Genomic DNA, 17,387 nt, shown 5'->3' on the forward strand with positions numbered 1-17,387 from the left:
CCGGCCCCGCCGGACAAGCGAAAGGCCCCGCCATGGCGGGGCCTTTTGCGTATCGGGCGGCTTTTCGCCCCCCCCCAATTTCCCGACGGTTCTTCGCCGCACGTCTTCGCCGCCGGCCGCCATGCGGGCGCGCGGCGCGCCAAGGCAAGGCCCGGCGACGCCGCGGGGCGCCGGGCCGCGCCCGGATCAATCGGCCAGGCGGCCTTCCAGCGCGCGGTCGATCAGGTCGGCGGTCTCCTCGACCCCGTAAAGCGCGATGAAGCCGCCGAAGCGCGGGCCCTGGCTGGCGCCCAGCAGCACCTCGTAAAGCGCCTTGAACCAGTCGCGCAGGTTCTCGAAGCCATGGTCCTTGCCCACCTGATAGACCATGTCCTGCAGCGCCTCGGCATCCGCCCCGCCCTGCCAGGCGCGCAGGCGCGCGCGCAGATCGGCCAGCGCGGCGGCCTCGGCCGGGGTCGGGGCGCGGTAGGTCTTGGTCGGCTTGACCTTGTCGTTGTAGTAGGCCACCGCGTGCCCCGCCGCCTGATCCAGCATCGGGTGCGTCTCGGGGGCGGCGTCCGGGGCGTATTTGCGGATGAAGCCCCACATGGTCGCCTTGTCCTCGGCGCCGGCGGCCGAGGCCAGGTTCAGCAGCATCGAGAACGGCACCACCATGTCCGAGGCGGGCGGCTGGCCGGCGTGGATGTGCCAGACCGGGTTGCGCAGCCGGTCCTCGAGGCTCTGCTCGGGATAGGCGCGCAGATGGGCGTGGTATTCGTCCACCGCCTTGGGGATCACGTCCCAGTGCAGGCGCTTGGCGGCCTTGGGCTTTTGATACATGAACAGCTGCAGGCTCTCGGGGCTGGCGTAGGTCAGCCACTCCTCGATGGTCAGCCCGTTGCCCTTCGACTTCGAGATCTTCTGCCCCTCGCCGTCCAGGAACAGCTCGTAGTTGAACAGCTCGGGCGTCGGGCGGCCCAGCACGCGGCAGATCTTCGCGCCGATCTGCGCCGAGGGGATCAGGTCCTTGCCGTGCATCTCGTAATCGACGCCGAGCGCGGCCCAGCGCATGGCCCAGTCGGGCTTCCACTGCAGCTTCACATGCCCGCCGGTGACGGGGATCTCGACGCGCTCGCCGTCGGGCTCGGCATACACGATCGTGCCGCGCTTGAGGTTGCGCTCGAGCGTCGGGACCTGCAGCACATGCCCCGTCTTGGGGCTGATGGGCAGGAAGGGCGAATAGGTGGCCTGGCGCTCCTCGCCCAGGGTGGGCAGCATGATGGCCATGATCTCGTCGAACTTCTCGAGGCAGCGCAGCAGCATCTCGTCGAAGCGGCCCGAGCGGTAATACTCGGTCGAGGAGGCGAACTCGTAGTCGAAGCCGAACTGGTCGAGAAAGGCGCGCAGGCGCGCGTTGTTGTGCGCGCCGAAGCTTTCATGCGTGCCGAAGGGGTCGCGCACGCGCGTCAGCGGCAGGTTCAGGTCCTTTTCCAGCTCCTCGCGGTTCGGCACGTTCGAGGGAACCTTGCGCAGCCCGTCCATGTCGTCCGAGAAGCACAGCAGCCGCGTGGGGATGTCCGAGAGGGCCTCGAAGGCGCGGCGCACCATGGTCGTGCGCGCCACCTCGCCGAAGGTGCCGATATGCGGCAGCCCCGAGGGGCCGTAGCCGGTCTCGAACAGCACGTAGCCTTTCTCGGGGGGCTTCTTCTCGTAGCGTTTGACCAGCCGGCGCGCTTCCTCGAAAGGCCAGGCCCGGGAGGTCATCGCGGCTTCGCGCAGCTTGGTCATCGGCGTTCGTCCTTCGAAACTGGGCGGGGGCGGCGCCCCCTTGCGGCCCGCGGGGCCTCCGCGCCGGGCGCGGCGCAGGGCGGGCGCGGGGCGGGCGGCGGCGCGCGCGGCGGGCTGGCGCGCGCGGGCCCCAGTTCCTATTGCCCGCGCGCGTCGCGGTCAATATCGTGCGCGCGCGCCCCGCGACAGGCGGCGCTCTGGCAGGAGGCGAAGCGATGACGGTCCTGACCCCGCAGGACGCCCTGGTGGCGGTGATGGTGACGACCTCGGCGGCCGATCAGCGGCTTTCCACGCCCGAGCTGCTCTCGATCGAGCGGATCGTGAGCGCCATGCCCGCCTTCGAGGGCTACGACCCCGACCGCGTGGCGATGGTCTCGCGCATGGTGATGGACATGCTGTCCGAGGAGGACGGCCTCGACGCCATACTGGGCCTTGTGCGCGAGGCCCTGCCCGACGAGCTGGGCGAGACCGCCTACGCCATGGCCTGCGACGTGGCGGCGGCGGACGGGCGGGTCAAGATGACGGAGCTGCGGTTTCTGGAGATGGTGCGCCACGAGCTGAACGTCGGCCGCCTGGCCGCAGCGGCCATCGAGCGCGGCGCACGCGCGCGCCACATGCGCATTCCGCGCGCGGACTGACCTGCGCCGAGCGCCTTGCGCGGATCGACGCGCAGGGACTGAAGGGATCCCACCGAAGCGCGCGGATTGACGCGCGCGGGCGAAAGCCAGCCGGGCGACCGGCCCGGAACGGAACCTCCCGGCGCGCCCCGCGCGGACCGGCGCGGTCATCGAGCGCGAAGCGCCCGTCACATGCGCGCGACCTGCGCGGGCCGACTTTTTCAGAGCGACGCGCAGGGTCCCACCCGCAGGGGCCGACACGCCCGGATCGATGCGCCGGGGCCGAAACCTGCCGGGCGGCCGGCCCGGAGCGGAACCGCCCGGCCTGCCCCGCGCGGACCGTCGCGGACATGGGGCGCGAGGCGCGCCACATGCGCGGATCGGCTTGTGCGCAGCGACGCGCAGGGACCGCCATGATGGCTCCGGCGCGCGCAGATTGACGCGCCGGGCGGCGGCCATGAACCGGCCCCCGCCCGGCGCGGACCGCCCGGCGCGGGGTCGGCCCCGGCCGCGGCGCGAGGGGCGGGCCGTGGGCGGCGCGGCCCCTCGCGCGGCTCAGAAACGGACGGCCCAGCTGCGCAGCAGCGCGCGTTCGAAGGCCACGGCCCGGGTCATCCATGCGCGCGCCGCGTGGTCGGCGCGGCTCAGATCCGCCAGGCGCGCGCGGCGCTCGAGATCCTCGGAATAGATGGCGAAGGCGTAGACGCGGCCCGATCCGGCGCGCAGATATCCCGCCAGCCCCCGCGCATAAAGCAGCGTGCCCGTCTTGGCGACCGCGGCGGCGTCATCGGGGACCGGCGGCTCGCCGGGCGCGGCGTGCAGCGGCAGCGGCCGCAAGAGCGCCGCCAGCGGGCCGGGCGCGGGCGCTTCGGCCGCCTCGGCGTCAAGCTCGGGCGAGCGCGCGCGCGGCCCCAGCGCCCCGCGCGCCGCCGCGCGCAGGAAGGCCGCCATGGCCGCGGGCGTGACGCGCGATTGCGCGCTCAGCCCCGAATGGTTGCGCAGCTTGATGGACGCGGGCGCCGCCCCCGCCAGCCGCGCCGCCCAGGCCGAGCTGCGCGCCCCCGCGGCCGCCAGAGGATCCGCCGCCTCGGCCCGCGCCCCGGCCCGGCCCTCGGCCGCGTCGGCGGCCAGTCCGACAAGCTCGGCCGTCAGGTTGGTCGAATGGCGCAGCATGGCGCGCAGGATCTGGCGCAGGGGCCGGCTCTCGCGGCGCGCCAGCTCGGTGCCGGGCGACGGCGCGGCGCCCAGGCGCGGCGCGGGCAGGCTCACCCCCGCCTCGCCCGCCAGCGCGCGCAGCGCCTCGGCGGCGTAAAGCTCGGGATGGCGCACGGGCAGCCAGCGACGCCCCTCGGCCGGGCGCAGCGCCTCGGCGTTGACCTGCCACAGCTCGCGCTCGGGCGCGTCGCCGCGTCCGTCCTCGCGCTGGAACAGCGGCGCCGAGGGGTCCGGCGCCGCGTCGATCACGATCCCCGTCACCGCGGGCGAGGCGCGCAGCGCCCGCGCCTCGAGCCGCAGGCCGCCCGCCGAGCCCTCGGCGCCCCACGAGAAGAGGACGCGGTTGAAGTTCAGGCTCAGCCCCGAATAGGCCGGGTTGTAGGCCGCCTGCTCGGGCTGTTCGGGGTCGATGCGCGGCCCCGCCGGCAGCGCGCCGCGATCGGCCAGGAAGGCGCCCTCGACGCGGCGCAGCCCGCGCGCGGCGGCCTGGGCGGCCATCTCGGCCAGCGCGTCCGAATCGAGCTCGGGATCGCCGCCCCCCGCCAGCGCCAGATCGCCGCGCAGCACACCCTCGCGCGGCGGGGCCGAGGCGACCAGCCGCGTGACGAAGCGCGCCTCGGGTCCCAGCGCGGCCAGGGCGCGGGCCGCGGCCACGGCCTTGGCCGTCGAGGCGGGCGGAAAGGGGCGGGCGGCGTCGCGCCCCTCGACCATGGCGCCGCTTTGCAGGTCGATCAGCGCAAAGCCCGCGCGCCCCGAGGGCGCAAGCCGCGCGACGATCGCGCCCGCGTCGAGCGGCGTTTCCGAACCCGGGCGCGCGGCGGGCGCCGGCGCCGCGCGCGGCGCGGCCGCCGCCCAGAGCGGGCCGGCAGAGGCCAGGGCCGCCAGCCAGCCAAGAAGCGCGGCGGCGCGGCGAAGGCTGAAGGGGGGCTTGGACGCTCGAGAGATGGGCATGCGCGCTCCGGCCTTGCGCGGCGAGACAAGCGCCGCAGACGCGATCATGCCCCGCGCGCGCCGAAGGCGCAACGCAGGGCGCGACGCGCAGACGCCGTCCGGGACCCGGCTCCGGGCCGGCGAAAGCTGGAACGCGAAGGCCAGCGGCGCGACGATGCGGCACGCCAGGCGGGCGCGGCGACGGGCGCAGGGACAGGGTGCGGAGTCGGGGCGCAGAGTCGGGGCGCAGAGGCGGGGCGCAGAGGGGGGCGCGGCCGGACAAGGGGACCGAAGCCATGGCGCGCGCCTGGTTGCGCGCAGGCGACCGGCGGTTGCGCGGGCGGCCGCCGGCGCCGCTCTCGCCCGAAGCGGCCGCCCTCGCGCGCCGCCCGGCGCAAAGGAGGCGGCCCCAACGGCGACGTCGCCCGCACCTTGCCGGAGCCGGACGCCGCCGAACGCGCCCTTCAGGGCCACGCGCCGGAAGCGCGGATCATGGTCGAGGAGAGCGGGCTTGTCGGGCCGGGCAGCAGCGTCCATGCGGGCGGGTCGGCCAAGGCCAGCGCGCGCGCCGCCTCGGGCCGCAGCCGCGCGCGCGCAAAGCGCTGCGCCGCCGGCGACAGCCCCGCCGCCACCATGGCGCCGGGGCGCGCGAAGGCCGCCACGGGGACGAGGCGCATGATCTCGTCCCAGCGGCGCCAACGGTGCAGCTGCGCCAGGTTGTCGGCGCCCATCAGCCACACGAAGCGCGTGCGCGGGCACATGGCGCGCAGATGCCGCAGCGTGTCGACCGTATAGCGCGTTCCCAGGCGCGCCTCGATGTCGGTGACCTTGACGCGCGGCCCCGGCGCCGCGCGCCGGCACGCCGCCAGGCGCCGCGCAAGATCCGCCGGCGGCCGCGGCTTGAGCGGGTTGCCCGGCGTCGGCATCCACCAGACCCGGTCGAGCCCCAGCGTCGCCAGCGCCCGGCGCGAGATCAGCGCGTGCCCCTCATGCGGCGGATCGAACGAGCCCCCCAGCAGCCCGATGCGCAGCCCGTCGGGGTTCTCCGGCAATCCCTCGCGCATGCGCATCCCTCCGCTCGGCCCCTGCGGCCCGATCCTCGCTCCGCTCCGGGCCCCTCGCCCGGCCCGCGCCCCCGGCGCCCCCTTGCGCGGCGCCGGGCCGGGCGCGCCGTTGCGCCCGCGGCCGGAAACCGATAGACGGGCGGCGAAGACCGTTTCAAGCATCAAGGGCGCGCAGATGGCCTCCTACCAGTACGTCTATCACATGGACGGGGTCTCCAAGACCTACCCCGGCGGCAAGAAGTGCTTCGAGAACATCCGCCTCAACTTCCTGCCCGGCGTGAAGATCGGCGTCGTCGGCGTCAACGGCGCGGGCAAGTCCACGCTGCTGCGCATCATGGCCGGCATCGACAAGGACTTCCAGGGCGAGGCCTGGGCGGCCGAGGGCGTGCGCGTGGGCTACCTGCCGCAGGAGCCCGAGCTCGACCCCACGAAGACCGTGCGCGAGAACGTCATGGACGGCGTCGCGGCCAAGAAGGCCCTGGTCGACCGCTACAACGAGATCGCCATGAAGCTGGCCGAGGACTACTCGGACGAGCTGATGGAGGAGATGACCGCCCTTCAGGACCAGATCGACGCGCAGAACCTGTGGGATCTGGATGCGCAGGTGGACGTGGCCATGGAGGCGCTGCGCTGCCCGCCCGACGACGCGGACGTGACCAAGCTGTCGGGCGGCGAGAAGCGCCGCGTGGCGCTGTGCCGGCTGCTGCTCGAGGCGCCCGAGATGCTGCTGCTGGACGAGCCGACCAACCACCTCGACGCCGAGACGGTGCTGTGGCTGCAAAAGCACCTGATCGAATACAAGGGCACGATCCTGATCGTGACCCATGACCGCTACTTCCTCGACGACATCACCGGCTGGATCCTCGAGCTGGACCGCGGCCGGGGCATTCCCTACGAGGGCAACTACTCGTCCTGGCTCGAGCAGAAGGCCAGGCGCCTCGAGCAGGAGGCGCGCGAGGACAAGGCCCGCCAGCGCACGCTGGCGCGCGAGCTCGAATGGGTGCGCCAGGGCGCGAAGGCGCGGCACGCCAAGTCCAAGGCGCGCCTGAAGGCCTACGAGCAGCTGGCCAACCAGTCCGAGCGCGAGCGCGTGGGCCGCGCGCAGATCATCATTCCCAACGGGCCGCGGCTGGGCTCTAAGGTGCTCGAGGTCAACGGCCTGACCAAGGCCTATGGCGACCGCGTGCTGATCGAGGACCTGTCCTTCAGCCTGCCGCCGGGCGCCATCGTCGGCGTGATCGGCCCCAACGGCGCGGGCAAGTCCACGCTGTTCCGCATGATCACCGGCCACGAGAAGCCCGACGCCGGCACGATCGAGTTCGGCGACACGGTCAAGCTGAGCTATGTGGACCAGTCGCGCGACGCGCTCGACCCGAACAAGACCGTGTGGGAGGAGATCTCGGACGGGCTCGACGTGATCAAGCTGGGCGACGCCGAGGTGAACAGCCGCGCCTATTGCGGCGCCTTCAACTTCAAGGGCCCGGACCAGCAGAAGAAGGTCGGCCTTCTGTCGGGCGGCGAGCGCAACCGCGTGCACATGGCCAAGCTGCTGCGCGAGGGCGGCAACCTGCTGCTGCTGGACGAGCCCTCGAACGACCTCGACGTCGAGACGCTGCGCGCGCTCGAGGACGCGCTCGAGCAGTTCGCGGGCTGCGCCATGGTCATCAGCCACGACCGCTGGTTCATGGACCGGCTGTGCACCCACATCCTCGCCTTCGAGGGCGACAGCCATGTGGAGTGGTTCGAGGGCAACTTCGCCGAATACGAGGCCGACAAGATCCGCCGCCTCGGCGCCGACGCCGCGCAGCCCAAGCGCATCAAGTACAAGAAGTTCGCGCGCTGAGCGCGGCGCAGGCATGAGCGCATCCATGGAACGGCCCCAGCCCCAGACGCCGCGCATCACCGTCATCGCCCCGATGAAGAACGAGGCGGGCTCGGTGATGGCGCTGGCCGACGAGATCGCCGAGGCCTGCGCCCCCCTGGCCCCGTTCGAGGCGATCTTCGTCAACGACGGATCGGACGACGGCACCGCCGAGGCCATCGCCGAGGCGCGCCGCCGCCATCCCTGGCTGCGCGAGCTGCGCCATGCGCAAAGCTGCGGCCAGTCGGCGGCGGTGCTGTCGGGGGTGCGGGCGGCGCGCGCGCCCATCATCTGCACGCTGGACGGCGACGGGCAGAACCCCCCGGCCGAGATCCCGCGCCTGGTCGCGCCGCTGCTGGCCGACCGCGAGGGACGGCTGGGGCTGGTGGCGGGCCAGCGCGTGGCGCGCCAGGACACGCTGTCCAAGCGGCTGGCCTCGCGCACGGCCAACGCGCTGCGCGCGCGCATCCTGCGCGACGACACGCGCGACACGGGCTGCGGGCTCAAGGCCTTTCCGCGGCACGTGTTCCTCGAGCTGCCCTTCTTCGACCACATCCACCGCTACCTGCCCGCCCTCGTGCGGCGCGAGGGCTACGAGGTGGCGCATGTGAACGTCAGCCACCGCCCGCGCGGGGCCGGCCGCTCGCACTACACCAATCTGGGGCGGGCCATGGTCGGGGCGCTGGACCTGTTCGGGGTGTGGTGGCTGCTGCGCCGGCGCAAGCTGGCCCGCATCGAGCGGATCGACCCGTGATCGAGACGCTGGGACGCTGGCTGGGGGCCGAGACGCCCGCCGAGCTCGCCTGGATCGCGATCGGGCTGGGCGGGCAGCTGCTGTTCATGATGCGCTTCCTCCTGCAATGGCTGGCCTCCGAGAAGGCGCGGCGCTCGGTGGTGCCGACCTCGTTCTGGTGGTTCTCGATCGCGGGGGCGGCGATCCTGCTGGCCTACGCCATCCATCGCGCCGATCCGGTGTTCATCCTGGGCCAGTCGCTGGGCTTCTTCATCTACGCGCGCAACCTGTGGTTCATCCATGTCGAGCGCCGCGCCGCCGCGGCGGCCGATCCCGGCGCCGACTGATCGGCCGGGAATCGGCCGGGAGCGCCGCAAAAGTTTTTCCAAACGGAAAAATCCTTGCCCGGCGCCGCGCGGCGCGTTTGACTTGACGCATGTCGGGCCGCGACTCGGACGCATGACGCGCGGCGCGGCTCCGCTCGACGCCACGGAGGATCGGCGCATGGGACGCCTGACCACGCATGTTCTCGACACCGCGCGCGGCCGCCCCGCCGCGGGGCTGCGCATCGGCCTTTACCGGCTGTCGGTCGACAGCCGCGACCACCTGCTGGACGCCGTGACCAACGAGGACGGACGCTGCGACGCGCCGCTCCTCGAGGGCGCGGCGCTGCGCCGGGGCGTGTATGAGCTGGTCTTCCACGCCGGCGCCTATTTCGACGCGGCGGGGCTGGCGCTGCCCAGCCCGAAATTCCTGTCCGACGTGCCCGTGCGCTTCGGCGTGGACGACCCCGATGCGCACTACCACGTGCCGCTTCTGCTCTCGCCCTACGGCTATTCCACCTACAGGGGGTCCTGAATGCGCGACGCCATCCGCTTGCTGCTCAACGGACGGGCGGTCGAGCTGCGCGGGGTCGATCCGCGCATGACCCTGCTGGACTGGCTGCGCGTTCGCCGCCGCATGACCGGCACGAAGGAAGGCTGCAACGAGGGCGACTGCGGGGCCTGCACGGTCAGCGTCACGCGGCTCGAGAACGGCCGCCCGGCGCGCCGGGCGCTGAACGCCTGCATCCAGCTTCTGCCCATGCTCGACGGCTGCGCCGTGACCACGGTCGAGGGCGCGGCCCCCGCCGGGCGCCTGCACCCAGCGCAGGAGGCGATCGTGCGGCTGCACGGCTCGCAATGCGGCTTCTGCACGCCGGGCTTCGTCATGTCGATCCATGCCGCCTGCGGCCCCGGCGCCCCGCCCGAGGCCGACTCGCCGCCCGACCTGCTGGCGGGCAATCTGTGCCGCTGCACCGGCTACGGCCCGCTGCTCGAGGCCGCGCGCCAGGCGCGCGCCGCCCCGCGCCCCGACTGGGAGCCCGACGACGAGGCCATGGCGGCCATGCTGCGGGGCCTGGACGACGACGAGGATCTGCGCCTCGAGGGCGGCGGCTGCGTCGCCCATGCGCCGGCCTCGCTCGAGTCGCTGTGCGCGCTGGCGGCCGAGCGGCCCGGGGCGCTGCTGGTGGCGGGGGCGACGGATGTGGGGCTGTGGCTGACCAAGCGGCTTGACGAGCCGGCCGAGCTGATCTTCATGCACCGCGTGAAGGAGCTGCGACATATAACTGAAAAAGATGATGAAATCACCATCGGCGCCGGCGCGCGCTACGTCGACGCCCGCCCCGTTCTGGCCCGCGCCGCCGCCGATCTGGGCGAGCTGATCCGCCGCATCGGCTCGGTGCAGGTGCGCAATGCCGGCACCATCGGCGGCAACATCGCCAACGGCTCGCCCATCGGCGACATGGCGCCGGCGCTGATCGCGCTGGGCGCCCGCGTCGAGCTGCGCCTGGGCGCGCGCGGGCGCAGCCTGCCGCTCGAGGATTTCTTCATAGATTACGGCCGCCAGGACCGCGCCCCGGGCGAGGTGTTGACGGCGATCCGCCTGCCCCGCCCGGCGGACCCGGCGCGCCTGCGGTGCTGGAAGATCTCGAAACGCTTCGACCAGGACATCACCGCCGTCCTCGGCGCCTTCGACATCGCGGTAGAGGACGGCGTCGTGCGCCATGCGCGCATCGCCTTCGGCGGCATGGCGGCGACGCCGCGGCGCGCGCGCGCGACGGAACAGGCCCTGCTGGGCCGTCCGTGGACCGAAGAGACGGTCGAAGACGCGCTGCCCGCCCTGGCGCGGGACTTCGCGCCCATCGACGACATGCGCGCCTCGGCGGCCTACCGGCTGCGCGTCGCCGGCGCGCTGCTGCGCAAGCGGCTGATCGAGGACATGGCGCCCGGCGCCCCGACGCGCCTGGCCGGCACGCGCGAGGGCGCGGCATGACGGACCCCGAGCGCATCAAGGGGGGCGTCGCGACGCCGGTTCCCCACGACTCGGCCGTGCGCCATGTGCGCGGCGAGGCGGTCTATGTCGACGACATCCCCGAGCCGCCGGGCTGCCTGCACGCCGCCTTCGGCCTGTCCGAGCGCGCCCATGCGCGCATTCTCGAGCTGGACCTGTCCGAGGTGCGCGAGGCGCCGGGCGTGGTGGCGGTGCTGACGGCGCGCGACCTGCCGGGGGCGAACGACGTGTCGGCCTCGGCGCATGACGAGCCGCTTCTGGCCGAGGACGAGGTGCTTTTCCACGGCCAGCCGATCTTCGCGGTGATCGCCGAAAGCCATCTGGCCGCGCGCCGCGCCGCGCGCAAGGCGCGCATCCGCTACCAGGATCTTCCCGCCATCCTGACCATCGATCAGGCGCTGGCGGCGGGCAGCCTGCTCGAGCCCATGCGCGAGATGGTCAAGGGCGACCCCGAGGCGGCGCTGGCGGCGGCGCCGCGGCGCCTGCGCGGGCGGGTCGAGCTGGGCGGCCAGGAGCATTTCTACCTCGAGGGCCAGGCGGCGCTGTCCGTGCCCGGCGAGGGCGACGAGATGACGGTGCACGCCTCGTCCCAGCACCCGACCGAGATCCAGCACAAGGTGGCCGAGACGCTGGGCGTTCCGTTCAACGCGGTGACCGTGATCGTGCGGCGCATGGGCGGGGGGTTCGGCGGCAAGGAAAGCCAGGGCAACGCCCCGGCCTGCCTGACGGCGGCGGCGGCGCGGCTGCTGGGGCGGCCGGTCAAGATGCGCTACGACCGCGACGACGACTTCCTCGTCACCGGCAAGCGGCACGATTTCCGCATCGACTACGAGGTCGGCTTCGACGACCAGGGCCGCATCCTGGCGGTCGTCATCGACCAGGCGGCGCGCTGCGGCTGGGCGACGGATCTGAGCCTGCCGGTCTGCGACCGGGCCATGCTGCACGCCGACAACGCCTATCACCTGCCCCATGCGCGCATCCGCTCGTGGCGCTGCCGGACGAACACGGTCTCGAACACAGCCTTTCGCGGCTTCGGCGGCCCGCAAGGCATGGCGGGGATCGAGCGCGTGATGGACCATGTCGCGCATGCGCTGGGGCTGGACCCGCTCGAGGTGCGGCGGCGCAACTTCTACGACCCGCCGGGCGGCGCGCGCACGCTGACGCCCTATCACATGACGGTGGAGGACTGCGTCATCGCCGAGATCGTCGACGAGCTGGCCGAGAGCTGCGCCTATGCCCGCCGGCGCGCCGAGATCGCGGAATGGAACGCGCGCAACCAGGTCATCAAGCGCGGCCTTGCGCTGACGCCGGTCAAGTTCGGCATCAGCTTCACGCTGACGCATCTGAACCAGGCCGCGGCGCTGGTGCATGTCTACACCGACGGCTCGGTGCATCTGAACCATGGCGGCACCGAGATGGGCCAGGGCCTGTTCGTCAAGGTCGCGCAGGTGGCGGCCGAAGCCTTCCAGATCGACCTCGACCGCGTGCGCATCACCGCCACCGACACGGGCAAGGCGGCGAACACCTCGGCCACGGCGGCCTCGAGCGGCTCGGATCTGAACGGCATGGCCGTGCGCGACGCGTGCGAGAAGATCAAGCGCCGCCTGACCGCCTTCGCCGCCGAGCGCTTCCAGACCTCGGCCGATCAGGTGCGCTTTCTGCCCGGCCGCGTCCGGGTCGGCGAGGAGGAGATCGCCTTTCCCGACCTCGTGCGCATGGCCTGGGAGGCGCGCGTGCCGCTCTCGGCCACCGGGTTCTACGCCACGCCGCGCATCAGCTGGGATCGGGCCGCGGGGCGCGGGCGTCCGTTCTACTACTTCGCCTACGGCGCCGCGGCGACCGAGGCGGCGATCGATGCGCTGACGGGCCAGTGGCGCATCGAGCGGGTCGACATCCTGCACGATGTGGGCCGCTCGCTGAACCCGGCGATCGACCTGGGCCAGATCGAGGGCGGCTTCGTGCAGGGCATGGGTTGGCTGACCATGGAGGAGCTGGTCTGGGACGAGGCGGGCCGGCTCAGGACCCATGCGCCCTCGACCTACAAGATTCCGGCGGCGGGCGACCGGCCGCGGCACATGAACATCCGCATCTGGGAGCGGGGCGAAAATCGCGAGCCGACGATCCACCGCTCGAAGGCGGTGGGCGAGCCGCCGCTGATGCTGGGCATCTCGGCCTGGCTGGCGCTGTCGGACGCGGCGGCTTCGTGCGGCCCGGCCTATCCGGCGCTGGACGCGCCGGCCACGCCCGAACGGGTGCTGCGCGCGATCGCCCGCGCGCGGGGCGAGCGCTGGCCATGAGCACGGGGGGCGGCGCGGGGCTGGACATCGACGCGCTGCGCGCCGCCGTGGCCGCGCATGGGCGCGTGACGCGGGTGGTCGTGGCGCAGACCCGCGGCTCGACCCCGCGCGAGGCGGGCGCGCAGATGCTGGTCTGGGCGGACGGCTTCGCGGGCACGATCGGCGGCGGCGCGCTGGAATTCGCGGCGCTGGCCGAGGCGCGCCGGCGGCTTGGAAGCGGCCGCTCGGGGCTCGAGAGCCATGCGCTGGGGCCGGCGCTGGGGCAGTGCTGCGGCGGCGCGGCGACGCTGGCCTACGAGGTGGTGGACGCGGATGTTCTGTCGCGGCTCGAGGCGCTGGCCGACGAGGCGCGCGCGCGCGCCGGGCGGACGGGGGGCCGGCCCGCCCTCGCCCGCCCTCTGGGCGGGGTCGGACGGGCCGCGGATGCGCCTGCGGCGATCCGGGCGGCGCTGGCGGCGGCGGCGCGCGCAAGGGGCGCCGGCGCGGCGCCCGGCCCGGTTTGCGCGCCGGCCGATCCGCCCTGGCTGTTCGAGCCGCTGGCCGAGGCGCCGACGCCGCTCTTTCTGTATGGCGCGGGGCATGTGGGGCGGGCGCTGGCGCGGGTTCTGCAGGACCTGCCCTTCGCGCTGACCTGGATCGACTCGGCGCGCGAGCGCTTTCCCGATCCGGCCCCCGCCCATGCGCGGGTTCTGATCGCGCCCGATCCGGCCGATGCGGTCGATCTGGCGCCGCCGCAGGCGGTGCATGTGGCGATGACCTGTTCCCATGCGCTCGACTTGGAGATATGCCATCGGGCGCTGCGGCGCGGCTGCGTGCGGCTGGCGGTGATCGGCTCGCGCACCAAGGCGGCGCGTTTTCGCGCCCGGTTGCGGGCGCTGGGCCATGACGAGGCGCAGGTGGCGGCCATGGCCTGCCCCATCGGCGATCCGGCGCTGGGCAAGGCGCCCGCGCAGGTGGCGGTGGCGATCGCGGCCGATCTGCTGGCCTGGCGCGCCCGCATGGCCGAGGGGCGCGGCATGCGTGAGAGGGAGGCGACGGCGTGACGGCTTTGCTTGAGGTCGAGGGGCTGACCAAGCGGTTTCCGGGCGTGCTGGCGAACGACGCGGTCAGCTTCGCCGTCGAGCGCGGCCAGATCCACGCGCTTCTGGGCGAGAACGGCGCGGGCAAGTCCACGCTGGTCAAGATGATCTATGGCTCGATGCGCCCCGACGCCGGCGCCATGCGCCTCGAGGGGCAGCCCTATGCGCCGACCGACCCCGGCGCGGCGCGGCGCGCGGGGGTGGGGCTGGTGTTCCAGCATTTCTCGCTGTTCGACGCGCTGACCGTAGCCGAGAACGTGGCGCTGGGCCTGCCGCCCGAAGAGGCCGGCGCCGACCTTGCCGAGCGCATCCGCAAGGTGTCGGCGGCCTACGGCCTGCCGCTCGATCCCGAGCGGCGGGTGGGCGAGCTGTCGGTGGGCGCGCGCCAGCGCGTCGAGATCGTGCGCTGCCTGCTGCAACGCCCGCGGCTGCTGATCATGGACGAGCCGACCTCGGTGCTGACCCCGCAGGAGGTCGGGCAGCTGTTCCGCACGCTGCGCCAACTGCGCGACGAGGGGGTCTCGATCCTCTACATCTCGCACAAGCTCGACGAGATCCGCGAGCTGTGCGAGGCCGCCACCATCCTGCGCCATGGCCGCGTGACGGGCCGCTGCGATCCGCGCAGCGAAAGCGCGCGCAGCCTGGCCGAGATGATGATCGGGCAGGAGCTGGCCGCCACGCGCCCGCTCTCGGCCGCGCCGGGCGAGGTGCGGCTGACGGTGCGCGGGCTGAGCCTGGCGGCGGACCGCCCCTTCGGCACGGCGCTGCGCGACATCTCGTTCGATCTGCGCGCGGGCGAGATCCTGGGCGTGGCCGGCGTCGCGGGCAACGGGCAGGACGAATTCGTCGAGGCCCTGTCGGGCGAGCGCCGCGCCCAGCACGAGGCCATCCGCCTGGACGGCGCGCCGATCGGCGCCTTCGGGCCGGATCGGCGGCGCCGGCTGGGGCTGTGCGTGGCGCCCGAAGAGCGCCTGGGTCATGCGGCGGTCCCGGACATGAGCCTGACCGAGAACGCGATCCTGACCGCCCGGCGGCGCGCGCGCCTGGCCTCGCGCGGGGGCGTGCTGCGCCTTGGGGCGGCCGCGCGCTTCGCCCGCGCGGTGGTCGAGCGCTTCGACGTGCGCACCGCCGGCGTCGAGCACGCGGCGCGATCGCTGTCGGGCGGCAACCTGCAGAAATTCGTCGTCGGGCGCGAGATCATGCAGAACCCCGCGGTTCTGGTGGTGGCGCAGCCGACCTGGGGCGTGGATGCGGGCGCGGCGGCGGCGATCCGCCAGGCGCTGCGCGACATGGCCGAGGCGGGCGCGGCGGTTCTGGCGGTGAGCCAGGATCTGGACGAGCTGATGGAGATCTCCACCCGCTTCGCCGTGATGGCGGGCGGGCGGCTGAGCGCGCCGCGTCCCATGGCCGAGCTGAGCGTGGAGGAGATCGGGCGCATGATGGGCGGAACGGGCGGGGAGGTCGCGCATGCTGAGGCTTGAGCCGCGCAAGGAGCCCTCGCGGCTCATGGTCTGGGCGACGCCGCCCGCGGCGGTGCTGCTGACGCTGGTCTTCGGCATGGTCCTGTTCGCCGCGCTGGGCAAGGACCCGCTGCGCACGGTCGAGATCATCTTCGTCGAGCCGCTGCTTTCGCCCTTCTCGCGCGCCGAGCTTCTGGTCAAGGCCGCGCCGCTGGTGCTGATCGGGGTCGGGCTGAGCCTGGGCTTTCGCGCCGGCGTGTGGAACATCGGCGCCGAGGGGCAGTTCATCATCGGCGCCGTCGCCGGCGGCGCGGCGGGGCTGGCCGTGTATGACACGCCGGGGCTCTGGGTGCTGCCGATGATGTGCGCGGCGGGCATGCTGGGCGGCTTCGCATGGGCGATGATCCCAGCCATCCTGCGCATCCGCTTCAACACGAACGAGATCCTGGTCAGCCTGATGCTGGTCTATGTGGCCGAGCTGTGGCTCTCGGCGCTGGTCGGCGGCCCGCTGCGCGACCCCGAGGGGTTCAACTTTCCCGAATCGCGCCTGTTTCACGACAGCGCCACCATGCCGATCCTGATCGAGGGCACGCGCGCCCATGTCGGCGTTCTGGTCGCGCTGGCCGTGGCGGGGCTGGCCTGGCTGGCGCTGCAGCGGCATGTTTTCGGCTTTTCGCTCAAGGTCATGGGGCAGGCGCCGCGCGCGGCCCGCTTCGCCGGCTTCTCCGAGCGGCGCGCGGTGCTGGCGTGCATGGGCGTCTCGGGCGCGCTGGCCGGGCTGGCGGGGGTGTTCGAGGCCGCGGGCCCCGTCGGGCAGCTGGTGCCGGGTCTGCCGGCGGGATACGGCTTCACGGCCATCATCGTCGCCTTTCTCGGGCGGCTGCATCCGGGCGGCGTGGTGCTGGCCGGCGGGGTGATGGCGCTGACCTATATCGGCGGCGAGTCCGCGCAGCTCGAGATGCAGCTGCCCGCGGCGGCGATCTCGGTCTTTCAGGGGATGCTGCTCTTCTTCCTTCTGGGGGCGGACGTGTTCGTCAACCATCGCCTGCGCCTTCGCCGCGCACCGGCCACGGAGTCCGCGTGATGGATCTAAGCGTTCTGAACCCCGCCGCCATCGGGGCGGCGTTGATCGTGGCGGCGACGCCGCTGCTTTTCGCGGCGCTGGGCGAGCTGGTGGTCGAGAAGTCGGGCGTGCTGAACCTCGGCGTCGAGGGCATGATGATCGTCGGCGCCATCGCCGGCTTCGCCGCGGCGGTCGAGACGGGCTCGCCCTTGCTGGGGGTGGTCGCCTCGGCGGCGGCCGGGGCGACGCTGTCGGCGGTTTTCGCCTTCTTCGCGCTGATCCTGATGGCCAATCAGGTGGCCACGGGGCTGGCGCTGACCATGTTCGGGCTGGGGCTGGCGGCGATGCTGGGGCAGCCCTATTCGGGCATGCCGGCGCCCGAGTTCCCGGCCCTGTCGCTGCCGGTTCTGTCGGACCTGCCCTTCTTCGGGCGGCTGCTGTTCTCGCACGATCCGCTGGTCTATCTGTCGCTGGCGCTGACGGCGGGGACGTGGCTGTGGCTCGGGCGCAGCCGCGCGGGGCTGATCCTGCGCGCGGTGGGCGAGAATCACCACGCCGCCCATGCCATCGGCTACCGCGTCACGGCGATCCGCTTCGCCGCGGTGCTGTTCGGCGGCGCCTGCGCGGGGCTGGGCGGGGGGTATCTGGCGCTGGTGCAGACCCCGCTCTGGGTCGAGGGCATGACCGCCGGCCGCGGCTGGATCGCGCTGGCGATCGTGGTCTTCGCCTCGTGGCGGCCCTGGCGGGCGCTGCTGGGCGCCTATGTGTTCGGTGGCGTGACCATCGTGCAGCTGAACCTGCAGGCGCTGGGGGTTTCGATCCAGAGCCAGTATCTGTCGATGACGCCCTACCTGGCCACGATCCTGGTGCTGGTGCTGATCTCGGGCGAGCGGCGCCGCGCGGCCGAGGCGCCGGCGTGCCTGGGCAAGCCCTTCCGCGCCGAGGGCTGAGCGCGTTCCCGTTTCGT

General features: G+C 73.4%; 14 protein-coding genes. 11 read left to right on the forward strand and 3 right to left on the reverse strand.

What is annotated here, in order from left to right; translation table 11 throughout:
- Positions 1-186: 186 nt before the first annotated feature.
- A complete protein-coding gene (locus LY05_RS07355; RefSeq protein WP_148922679.1) occupies positions 187-1,767 on the reverse strand; it encodes a lysine--tRNA ligase in 1,581 nt (526 codons plus the stop codon).
- A 215-nt stretch (positions 1,768-1,982) separates the two neighbouring features.
- Here LY05_RS07355 and LY05_RS07360 point away from each other — a divergent pair, with 215 nt between their 5' ends.
- Positions 1,983-2,405 carry a tellurite resistance TerB family protein gene (locus LY05_RS07360; protein ID WP_072745693.1) on the forward strand — a complete coding sequence of 141 codons (423 nt, stop codon included), beginning with the start codon at positions 1,983-1,985 and terminating at the stop codon, positions 2,403-2,405.
- 534 nt (positions 2,406-2,939) lie between these two features.
- Here the strand turns inward: LY05_RS07360 and dacB are convergent.
- Together dacB and LY05_RS07370 are read right to left on the reverse strand one after the other, a co-directional pair.
- Positions 2,940-4,550, reverse strand: a complete 1,611-nt coding sequence (gene dacB, locus LY05_RS07365) for a D-alanyl-D-alanine carboxypeptidase/D-alanyl-D-alanine endopeptidase (RefSeq protein ID WP_148922680.1) — start codon at positions 4,548-4,550, stop codon at positions 2,940-2,942.
- A gap of 443 nt (positions 4,551-4,993) precedes the next feature.
- Positions 4,994-5,593 carry a nicotinate-nucleotide adenylyltransferase gene (locus LY05_RS07370; RefSeq protein WP_148922681.1) on the reverse strand — a complete coding sequence of 200 codons (600 nt, stop codon included), beginning with the start codon at positions 5,591-5,593 and terminating at the stop codon, positions 4,994-4,996.
- Between the two features lie 175 nt (positions 5,594-5,768).
- On the opposite strand from LY05_RS07370, the gene ettA reads away from it, so the two are divergent.
- From ettA to LY05_RS07420, 10 genes are all read left to right on the forward strand, one after another.
- The gene (gene ettA / locus LY05_RS07375; protein ID WP_148922682.1) at positions 5,769-7,436 is read left to right on the forward strand and encodes an energy-dependent translational throttle protein EttA; all 1,668 of its coding nucleotides are present in this window, start codon (positions 5,769-5,771) and stop codon (positions 7,434-7,436) included.
- A 25-nt stretch (positions 7,437-7,461) separates the two neighbouring features.
- Positions 7,462-8,208: a glycosyltransferase family 2 protein gene (locus tag LY05_RS07380; protein WP_249041886.1), complete on the forward strand. Its 747-nt coding sequence runs from the start codon at positions 7,462-7,464 to the stop codon at positions 8,206-8,208.
- The gene (locus LY05_RS07385) at positions 8,205-8,534 is read left to right on the forward strand and encodes a lipid-A-disaccharide synthase N-terminal domain-containing protein (protein ID WP_072745690.1); all 330 of its coding nucleotides are present in this window, start codon (positions 8,205-8,207) and stop codon (positions 8,532-8,534) included. Before LY05_RS07380 ends, LY05_RS07385 begins: the two co-directional genes overlap by 4 nt.
- A gap of 157 nt (positions 8,535-8,691) precedes the next feature.
- A complete protein-coding gene (gene uraH / locus LY05_RS07390) occupies positions 8,692-9,045 on the forward strand; it encodes a hydroxyisourate hydrolase (RefSeq protein ID WP_072745689.1) in 354 nt (117 codons plus the stop codon).
- Positions 9,046-10,503: a xanthine dehydrogenase small subunit gene (xdhA, locus tag LY05_RS07395; protein ID WP_148922684.1), complete on the forward strand. Its 1,458-nt coding sequence runs from the start codon at positions 9,046-9,048 to the stop codon at positions 10,501-10,503.
- Positions 10,500-12,818, forward strand: a complete 2,319-nt coding sequence (gene xdhB, locus LY05_RS07400) for a xanthine dehydrogenase molybdopterin binding subunit (protein WP_148922685.1) — start codon at positions 10,500-10,502, stop codon at positions 12,816-12,818. Before xdhA ends, xdhB begins: the two co-directional genes overlap by 4 nt.
- Positions 12,815-13,861: a xanthine dehydrogenase accessory protein XdhC gene (gene xdhC / locus LY05_RS07405; protein ID WP_148922686.1), complete on the forward strand. Its 1,047-nt coding sequence runs from the start codon at positions 12,815-12,817 to the stop codon at positions 13,859-13,861. Before xdhB ends, xdhC begins: the two co-directional genes overlap by 4 nt.
- On the forward strand, positions 13,858-15,378 hold the full coding sequence (locus tag LY05_RS07410) for an ABC transporter ATP-binding protein (RefSeq protein WP_148922687.1): 1,521 nt from the start codon (positions 13,858-13,860) through the stop codon (positions 15,376-15,378). Before xdhC ends, LY05_RS07410 begins: the two co-directional genes overlap by 4 nt.
- Entirely contained in the window at positions 15,365-16,441 is a 1,077-nt protein-coding gene (locus tag LY05_RS07415) for an ABC transporter permease (protein WP_148922688.1), read from the forward strand. The genes LY05_RS07410 and LY05_RS07415 overlap by 14 nt, the downstream gene beginning before the upstream one ends.
- On the forward strand, positions 16,441-17,370 hold the full coding sequence (locus tag LY05_RS07420; protein WP_148922689.1) for an ABC transporter permease: 930 nt from the start codon (positions 16,441-16,443) through the stop codon (positions 17,368-17,370). Before LY05_RS07415 ends, LY05_RS07420 begins: the two co-directional genes overlap by 1 nt.
- Positions 17,371-17,387: the final 17 nt, after the last annotated feature.

Source organism: Oceanicella actignis, from assembly GCF_008124525.1.
Lineage (GTDB): Bacteria > Pseudomonadota > Alphaproteobacteria > Rhodobacterales > Rhodobacteraceae > Oceanicella > Oceanicella actignis.